General features: G+C 70.8%; 6 protein-coding genes. 4 read left to right on the plus strand and 2 right to left on the minus strand.

Going from position 1 to position 8,920, the window contains the following annotated elements; genetic code table 11:
• Positions 1 to 1,215: glycoside hydrolase family 97 catalytic domain-containing protein (locus ACY35P_RS14230; RefSeq protein ID WP_462116496.1), on the plus strand; the 1,215-nt coding region annotated here is incomplete at its 5' end.
• Between the two features lie 18 nt (positions 1,216 to 1,233).
• On the opposite strand, the gene ACY35P_RS14235 is transcribed toward ACY35P_RS14230, so the two are convergent.
• Positions 1,234 to 1,545 carry a hypothetical protein gene (locus ACY35P_RS14235; RefSeq protein WP_462116497.1) on the minus strand — a complete coding sequence of 104 codons (312 nt, stop codon included), beginning with the start codon at positions 1,543 to 1,545 and terminating at the stop codon, positions 1,234 to 1,236.
• Here ACY35P_RS14235 and ACY35P_RS14240 point away from each other — a divergent pair.
• Complete coding sequence (locus ACY35P_RS14240) at positions 1,544 to 2,959, plus strand: alpha/beta hydrolase (protein WP_462116498.1); 1,416 nt, start codon at positions 1,544 to 1,546, stop codon at positions 2,957 to 2,959. The genes ACY35P_RS14235 and ACY35P_RS14240 overlap by 2 nt on opposite strands.
• Positions 2,860 to 3,318, plus strand: coding sequence for an alpha/beta hydrolase (locus ACY35P_RS14245; protein ID WP_462116501.1), 459 nt, complete (start codon positions 2,860 to 2,862; stop codon positions 3,316 to 3,318). Before ACY35P_RS14240 ends, ACY35P_RS14245 begins: the two co-directional genes overlap by 100 nt.
• A 12-nt stretch (positions 3,319 to 3,330) precedes the next feature.
• Here the strand turns inward: ACY35P_RS14245 and ACY35P_RS14250 are convergent, their stop codons facing one another.
• On the minus strand, positions 3,331 to 5,880 hold the full coding sequence (locus ACY35P_RS14250) for an alpha-amylase family glycosyl hydrolase (RefSeq protein WP_462116499.1): 2,550 nt from the start codon (positions 5,878 to 5,880) through the stop codon (positions 3,331 to 3,333).
• 202 nt (positions 5,881 to 6,082) lie between these two features.
• Here ACY35P_RS14250 and ACY35P_RS14255 point away from each other — a divergent pair, with 202 nt between their 5' ends.
• Entirely contained in the window at positions 6,083 to 8,836 is a 2,754-nt protein-coding gene (locus ACY35P_RS14255) for a TonB-dependent receptor (RefSeq protein ID WP_462116500.1), read from the plus strand.
• The last annotated feature ends 84 nt before the right edge of the window (positions 8,837 to 8,920 follow it).

Consider the following 8,920-nt stretch of genomic DNA (forward strand, 5'->3'; position numbering starts at 1 on the left):
GAGCCCAATGCGCTCGGCGACGTGAGCTGGTTCAAGCCCGCGAAGTACGTGGGCGTGTGGTGGTCGCTGCACCTCGAGGACCACAGCTGGGCCACCGGGCCGAAGCACGGCGCCACCACCGCGGAGACGAAGCGCTACATCGACTTCGCTGCGGCGCACGGCTTCCGCGGCGTGCTCGTGGAAGGCTGGAACGTCGGCTGGGACGGCAACTGGTTCGCGAACGGCTGGGGCTTCGACTTCACGAAGGCCACGCCCGACTTTGACATCGAGGCGCTGTCGAAATACGCGGCCGCCAAGGGCGTGCACCTCATCGGCCACCACGAGACCGGTTGCGCGGTGAGCCACTACGAGCGCCAGCTGCCGGCCGCGCTCGACCTCGACGCGCGCCTCGGCATCGACGTGGTGAAGACGGGCTACGTCTGCGACGCCGGCCAGATCGAGCGGCAGGACGTCGCGGGCGGCCCGGTGCTGCGCGAATGGCACGACGGCCAGTGGCGCGTGAACCACCAGTTGCGTGTGGTGCGCGAGGCGGCGACGCGGAAGGTCGCGATCGTCGACCACGAGCCGGTCAAGGACACCGGCCTGCGCCGCACCTATCCGAACTGGATCTCGCGCGAAGGCGCCCGCGGCATGGAATACAACGCCTGGGGGCATCCGCCCAATCCGCCCGAGCACGAGGCGAACCTCGTGTTCACGCGGATGCTCGCCGGCCCGATGGACTTCACCCCGGGCGTGGTCAGCCTCAAGGGCCGCGGCGGCCAGCCGTTCCAGAGCACGCTGGCCAAGCAGCTGGCGAACTACGTGGTGATCTACTCGCCGGTGCAGATGGCGGCGGACCTGCCCGAGCACTACGAGCAGCATCGCGATGCGCTGCGCTTCATCGAGGACGTGCCGACCGACTGGGAGGACACGCGCGTGGTCAATGGCGAGCCCGGCGACTACGTGACCATCGCCCGCAAGGCACGCGGCGGGAACGACTGGTTCGTCGGTGCGGTGACGGACGAATCGGCGCGCCGACTGACGCTGCCGCTCGACTTCCTCGATCCCGGCCGCGCGTACGAGGCGCAGATCTACCGCGACGGCGACGGGGCCGACTTCCGCACGAACCCGTTCGCATTCAAGGTGGAAACGCGGCGCGTCAGGCGCGGCGAGGTGCTCGCGCTCCACCTCGCCGCAGGCGGCGGGCAGGCGATCCGGCTGAAGGCGCTGAAGTGAGCGCCGCGGCGGCTGCGATCAGTCGAGGCTGAACTTGCGCATCGGCCGCGGCGGATACACCGAGGTGAACTGCGCGCCGCCCGCGAGGCGGTACGCGGCCGACACCCCGCGCTCGATGCCGTGGGCGTCGAGCACCGACTTGATCTTGCGGAACGTCACCCGCGGATCCTGCGTCTGCACGAAGAAGTTGATGTCCTTGGGCCGCACGTCGTACCCGTCGGTGCGGGCGGTCGCGCCCAGCACCGGGGCCAGCTCGGCCTCGAGCCCGGCGAGGAAGCCCTCGTCCTCCAACGACTTGCGATAGAACTTGATGACCAGTTCGTATTCCATGGTCGCCATTGTGGACCGCATCGCGACAGCCCGCGGTGATTGGCGGCGACGCGTTGGCGCCGCGCTGCTCCTCGCGGTGCTGCCGGCGGTGCATGCGGCGCCGCCGCGGGTCGACACCCTGCAGCTGATGGCGCCCGGGGTTTCGCCCACGCCGCTGCGCGTGAGGGTGCTGGTGCCTGCCCGTTGCCGCGCGGGTGCGTCGCCGGGCTGTTCGACGCTGTACCTCGACGACGGACAGGACGCCGAAGCGGTCGGACTGGTCGACACGCTGGCGCGGCTCGAGGCCGAGGGTGCGATCCGCGCACCCGTGGTCGTGGCGATCGACGCGCCGCCGGACCGCATGGGCGCCTATGGCTTCTCCGACCGCGCGGCCGGCAGCCCCATCGTCGCGCCGACGAAGTACGGCGACGTCGGGCGCCGCGCGCCGGCCTACGCCGACTGGCTCGTGCGCACGCTGGTGCCCTTGGTCGAGTCGCGCTACGCCGTGCGGCCGTCGCCCGAGGCGCGCGCCGTGCTCGGCTGGTCGCTCGGCGGCGCGCAGGCCTTCAACATGGGATGGCAGTACCCGGACGTCTTCGCCCGCGTCGGCGGGTTCTCGCCCTCGCTCTGGCTCGCCACCGACCGCAGCGACACCGCAGCGATCACGCGCAGCCGCATCGCGCAGTCGATGGTGGCCACGACGCCGCCGCGCAACGGCGCGCGGTTCTTCTTCGCGGTCGGTACCGCCGAGGAGACCGACGACCGCGACGGCGACGGCGTCAACGACGCGCTCGACGACGTGCGCGAGCTCATCGACGGCGGCGGCGGGCTCAAAGGCCTGCGCGAGGTCGGCTATCGCATCGCGGCGAACCCGTCGGCCCGCGGCGACGTCGCCCTCTACGAACTTGACGGCGGCCGCCACGAGCAGGCCGCCTGGGCCCGCATGCTGCCGGTGTTCCTGCGCTGGGCCTACGCCGTGCACGCGCCACCGCTCGCGGCGACGGGTCGCACCGAAGGCTGGCAGGACTGGCCGTCGCGGTATGTGGCCGCGCGCGACGTCGACGTCTGGCTGCCGCCCTCCTACGGCCGCGACCCCAGGCGCCGCTATCCGGTCGTCTACATGCACGACGGGCAGAACCTGTTCGATCCCGCGCTGAGCTACACCGGCGTGGACTGGGACGTGGACGGCGCGATGGCGCGGCTGGTGCGCGCGCACCGCGTGCGCGAGGCGATCGTGGTCGGCGTCTGGAACACGCCGCTGCGGTTCCAGGAATACATGCCGGCTGCGCCGCTGGGCCCGGCATCCATCCGCGCGCGGGCATCGACCCGACGCAGCTGCGTTCCGATGCCTACGTCCGCTTCCTCGCCGAGGAACTCAAGCCCTTCGTCGACGCGCACTACCGCACGAAGGCGGGCCCGCGCGACACGTTCGTGATGGGCTCGAGCATGGGCGGGCTCGCCTCGCTGTATGCCGTCGCGCAACGCCCCGACGTCTTCGGCGGCGCCGGTGCGGTGTCCACGCACTGGCCCGCGGGCGACGGGATCGCGATCGACTGGTTCGCGACGCACCTGCCGAAGGCCGGCCTGCACCGGCTGTGGTTCGACCACGGCACGCGCACGCTCGACGCGGCGTATGCGCCGTTCCAGCAGCGGATGGACGCGGCGATGCCGGCCCTCGGCTACCGTCGCGGCCGCGACTGGACGAGCCGCGTCTTCGAGGGCGCCGAGCACAACGAGGCCGCATGGAAGGCGCGCGTCGACCGGGCGCTGGTGTTCCTGCTGGGCCCGCCCTGACGTGGCCCCGCTTCAGTCCAGGACCAGCGTCGCCGCGTCGAGCACCTTGGGTGCGTCGGCCGCGGCGCCTCCGAACGCGTTCGTCCCGCCGGCCGGCGTGATCGGCCGGTAGCCGCCGTCGTAGTCCCACGTGGTGACGTGGAGGCGTGCGCCGTGCAGCGACGCCGGCGCGCCGAGCGCGCGCGCCGGCAGGCGCAGCCGCAGCGTCGCGGTGGCCTCGTCCACCGCAAGCCGCGCGCCCGGCGTGACCGGCGCGCCTTCGTGCCGCGCATCGGCGCCGTCGGTGGAGGTGAGCAGGTTCGACCAGCCGCCGATGCGCAGGCGCCGGTGCCAGCGCATGCCGCCGGGGAGCGTCGCATCCTGCAGCGGCATCGTCGCGATGCCACCGGCCGCGCCGGGCACCTCGATGTAGACGGTCAGCGCGACGTGGTCGAAGCCATTGGCCGGATTCCAACTGCGGGTGAGCCGCGCGAGGCCGATGTCGAGCTGCAACGCGCCGCCGCTGGTGGACGCCCGCACGCGGCGCAGGTCGCCCGGACGGTTCATCGTCCAGCCGGGATCGGCCGGATAGCGGTAACGACCGTCGGGCCCGGTGTCGTCCCCGGCCGGATCCTCGACCACGCCGGCCTCGCGCCACGCCCGCTCGGCACGGAAAACGACCGGCGCCGAGGCCTCGTTCGCGTGCGCGTCGAAGGCGACGAGCCGGTGGGGAACTTCGGGGTCGACGAAGTCGTCGGTGCGCAGCGTCGCCCGCCAGCGACCGGCCGCGTCCGCCGTCGCCGTCGCGGCGGCCCCGAGGTCGCCATCGACGACGAGCCGGAGAGCCGCACCCGGGCGGCCGCGCCCGCCGATCGCGAGCCGGTCGTCGCGCGCGGGCCGCAGCGGATCGATGCGCAGCGTCGGCGATGCCTGCGCGGGCAGCACCTTCGATGCGATGCGCCAGACGTAGCCCGCGCGCGCCGGCAGCACCAGCGGCCGGCCCGGCTTCCATGCGGGCGCCACGCCGTCGAGGGCGAAGAGGGGCGCGAGGGCGCCGATCTTCGCGTCCAGCGCATCGAGCAGGACCGGGTGGTCCGCGGTGTTGAACGCCACCAGCACCGCTTCGCCCGCGTGGTCCATGCGCCAGGCGACCGCGCCGGGCCCCGCGGCATTGGACGCGAGCAGGGTCGGCACGCCGCGCGAGAGCACCCGGTGCCCACGGCGCAGCGCGATCATGCGCTGCAGGTCGCGGTAGCCGGCGCTGCGCGGATCGAAGCGGTCGCGCCCGCCCGAGCCGTAGCCGCCGGCGAACATGGCATCGCGCGGGCCCGCGAGGCCCTGCTCGGTGCCGTAGTAGATCGTCGGGATGCCCGGCAGCGTCATCAGCATGAGCAGCGCCTGCCGCAGCGCCGCGGCGCTGCCCGCCGCGCGGAAGCGATCGACGTCGTGGTTGTCGACGAACGTCGGCATCAGTTGCGGCGCGGCGTGCACGCGCATCATGCGTTCGATGCGATCGGCGAGCTCGGCGGTCGGCCGCCCGCGGGCGAACACGTCGAGCGCGGTGCCGTACAGCGGGAAGTTGATCATGCCGGGCAGCAGCGCATGGCCGTCCGGGTCGCGCACGTACGACTCGATCTTGCGGGCCTGCGTGTCGTCGAAGGCGCGGTCGAGGCCGAATCCCTCGCCGAACAGGTGGAACGTGGGCTTGCCCGCAGCGCGCGCCACGCGCAGCACGCCGGGTACGGCGGCATCCGGCGAATTCAGGAAGTCGTCGAAGAAGTCCCGCGGGACGTAGTAGGCGGTGTCCACGCGGAACGCATCGACGCCGACGTCGCGGATCCAGCCGCCGTAGGACGCGCGCAGCGCCCGCCGCACCACGGGGTTCTCCGTATCGAGGTCGTCGAGCCCGGCGAGCTGCCAGGTCTTCTCCTGCACCGGATCCGCGTAGTCGGCGATGTCCGGCGTCCAGTGGTAGATGCCGGCGGCGCGATCGCGCGCGCGGCGCGGATCGTTGAGGTCGAACGGCGCCTGCGTCGGCGCGGCGCGGCCGAGCGGGTCCGGCACCGGCATGTACCCGTTCGCGGGATCGCGGCCCGGGTCGGCCTCGTAGCGGAAATGGTCCGCCACGTGGTTCACCACGATGTCCTGCACCAGCTGCATGCCACGTGCATGCAGGCCGTCGGCGAGCGCGCGGTAATCGGCGAGCGTGCCGAAATGCGCGTCGACCTTCGAGAAGTCCTCGGCCCAGTAGCCGTGGTAGCCCCCGTAGTTCGCCCGCGGGTTCCACCACTGGTGCGCGACCGGCGGCGTGATCCAGACGGCGGTCGCGCCGAGACCGCGGATGTAGTCGAGGCGACGGGTGACGCCGGCGAGGTCACCACCGCTGTAGCGTGCGCCGTCGCGCGGGTCGAATTCGCCCGCGCCCTGGTCGTCGTTGCGGGGATCGCCGTTGTCGAAGCGGTCGATCATCAGGAAGTAGACGACCTGGTCGCGCCAGTCGGGCGGCGTGCGCGCGGGGGCGGCGGTCGCACAGCCCGCGAGCACGAGCACACCGAGCGCGCGCCTGAACCGGTTCGTCCGCATGCCGTCCCCACCGCGTGGCTGGAGCCCGCATGTTCCGTCGCGCGGCGGCGCCCGGGCATGAATACGTTTGCAGGGCGATTTGTGCAGGGAGGCCGGCCTCTACCATCGCCGCAGCTCGGTGGAAAGGCCGCCGCAGCGGCCGGGCCACGTGGCGAGCGATCGCAGGCCCCATCGCACACCTTCGTTCGGGGAGTACCAGGGGATGAATCTGAAACGCAATCTACTGAGCGTCGCGCTCGCGTCCGCCGCGATGATGCTCGCGACCGGCGCGCAGGCGCAGGCGCAGACCGCCAAGCGCGACAGCGACGACGCCAAGCAGCTCGACAGCGTCGTGGTGAAGGGCATTCGCCGCGGCATCGAGCGCTCCATCGACGTCAAGAAGAACGCCACGTCGATCGTCGAGGCCGTCTCGGCCGAAGACATCGGCAAGCTGCCCGACGTCAGCATCGCCGAATCCATCGCGCGCCTGCCGGGCCTCGCCGCCCAGCGCGTCGCCGGTCGCGCGCAGGTCATCAGCGTCCGCGGCCTCGGCCCCGACTTCTCGACCACGCTGCTCAACGGCCGCGAGATGGTCAGCACGGGCGACAACCGCAGCGTCGAGTTCGACCAGTACCCGTCGGAGCTGCTCAGCGGCGTCACCGTGTACAAGACGCCGGACGCCGGCCTCGTCGGCCAGGGCCTGTCGGGCACCATCGACCTGCAGACGGTGCGTCCGCTCAACTTCCAGGACCGCGTCATCGCGGTGAGCGCGCGCGGCCAGCACAACTCGCTCGGCGCCGCGTCCAACCAGGACGCGTTCGGTAACCGCTTCAACGCGAGCTACATCGACCAGTTCGCCGACCGCACCTTCGGCATCTCGCTCGGCTACTCGCATTCGGACACGCCGATCCAGGAGAACCAGGTCGGCCTGTACGAGCCCTGGCAGTCGATCGGCACGGGCTGGCGCCCGGGCGTCGCCGCCGGCACGTACTACTCCGACGGCATCAAGGCGCTGCGCCGCACCGGCTACATCAAGCGTGACGCCGTGATGGGCACGTTCGAATACCGGCCGAGCGAGTTCTGGCGCAGCACGCTCGACGTCCTGCACTCCGAATCGCGCCAGGAAGACACCGCGAACCAGTTCGAGGTGAACCTCGGCGGCTACAACGGCGGCTACAGCCCGGGCCTCAACATCACCGGCGCGACGGTCAACGGCAACGGTACGTTCACCGGCGGCACCGTCAGCGGCGTGTATCCGCTGGTGCGCGGCATGTACAACGACCGCAAGGACAAGATCGACGCCTTCGGGTGGGCGAACGAGTTCAAGATCGGCGGCGTGAAGCTGGTCGCGGACGCCAGCTGGTCGCGCGCCAAGCGCAACGAGCTCAACCTCGAGAACAACCTGCAGCTCCAGCCGGCGCCGCAGCTCGACACGCTGAACCTGAGCATCTTCGGCGACCGCTTCTCGCAGATCCGCCCGGGCCTCAACTACAACGACCCGGCCAAGCTCTTCGTGACCAACACGATCTACGGGTCGGGTTACGGCAAGGTGCCGCGCGTCTCCGACGAGCTCAAGAACTACCGCCTGACCGCGAACATCCCGGGCCCGCAGGCGATGCAGTGGATCCGCGACTTCGACGTCGGCATCAACTACGCCGATCGCGAGAAGGAAAAGCACCAGCCCGAGGCGAGCATCAACCTTGGCGCGCAGGGCCCGACCACCATCCCGGGCGACCTCCAGTACGGGCTGGTCAACCTCGGCTTCGCCGGCATCGGTTTCATCCCGACCTGGAACGTGCCCGGCGTCGTCAACCGCTTCATGACGTTCAATCCGAGCGAGACGGCCGCGGGCTACCTCGTCGCCAAGGCGTGGACGGTGAACGAGCAGATCACCACCACCTTCGCCAAGGCGAACATCGACACGCAGTGGGGTAGCGTCCCGGTCCGCGGCAACATCGGCGTGCAGGTCCAGCACGTCGACCAGTCGTCGACCGGCAACGTCTACGACGACTCGCGCCCCGCGGGCCAGAAGATCGTCTCGTACACGCGCGGCAAGACGTACACCGACGTGCTGCCGAGCATGAACCTCGCGTTCTCGCTCGCCGACGACCAGACGGTGCGCATCGCGCTGGCCAAGCAGGTCGCGCGTCCGCGCGTCGACGAGCTGCGCGCCTCGCGTGACTTCGGCGTCGACCAGAGCAAGCGGCCGGCGGTGCCGGGCGCGGGCGGCGGCAACCCCGAGCTGGATCCGTGGAAGGCGAACGCGTTCGACATCTCCTACGAGAAGTACTTCGGCACCAAGGCCTACGTGGCCGCGGCGTACTTCTACAAGGACCTGACGACCTACATCTACACGCAGAAGCGCGACGGTTACGACTTCACCGACCTTCTGAACGGCTACGTGGTGCCCGCGGGCGGCACGACGCCGCAGACGACCGGCACGTTCACCGCGCCGTTCAACGGCAAGGGCGGCAAGATGCAGGGCCTCGAGCTCACCGCGTCGCTGCCGCTGAACATGCTGACGCCGGCCCTCGACGGCTTCGGCATTGTCGCCAGCGCCACGTTCAACGACAGCAGCATCACCGTGCCGCCGGACGATTCGAACGTGAGCAGCGTCGGCAACAAGCCGATTCCGCTGCCGGGCCTGTCCGACCGCGTCTACAACTTCACCGCCTACTACGAGAAGAACGGCTTCGAGGCGCGCGTCAACCAGCGTCGTCGCTCCGACTTCGTCGGCGAGATCGGCAACTTCGCGGGCAACCGCACGCTGCGCTACGTGGTCGGCGAGAACATCACCGACGCGCAGGTCAGCTACTCGTTCGGCGACGACACCTCGCTCAAGGGCCTCTCGCTCCTGTTCCAGGTGAACAACCTGACCAACTCGGCCTACCGCACCTATGCCGGCACCAAGGACCGTCCGCTCGAGTACATCGAGTGGGGCCGCACCTACCTCGTGGGCGTGAGCTACAAGTTCTGATTCAGCGCATCGCGTGACCCCCTGGCCCCTGCCGGTTTTCTCCGCCGGCAGGGGCCTTTTTCGTTCAGAGCACCGAGGATTTCC

The sequence above is a fragment of the Lysobacter xanthus genome (assembly GCF_047159895.1).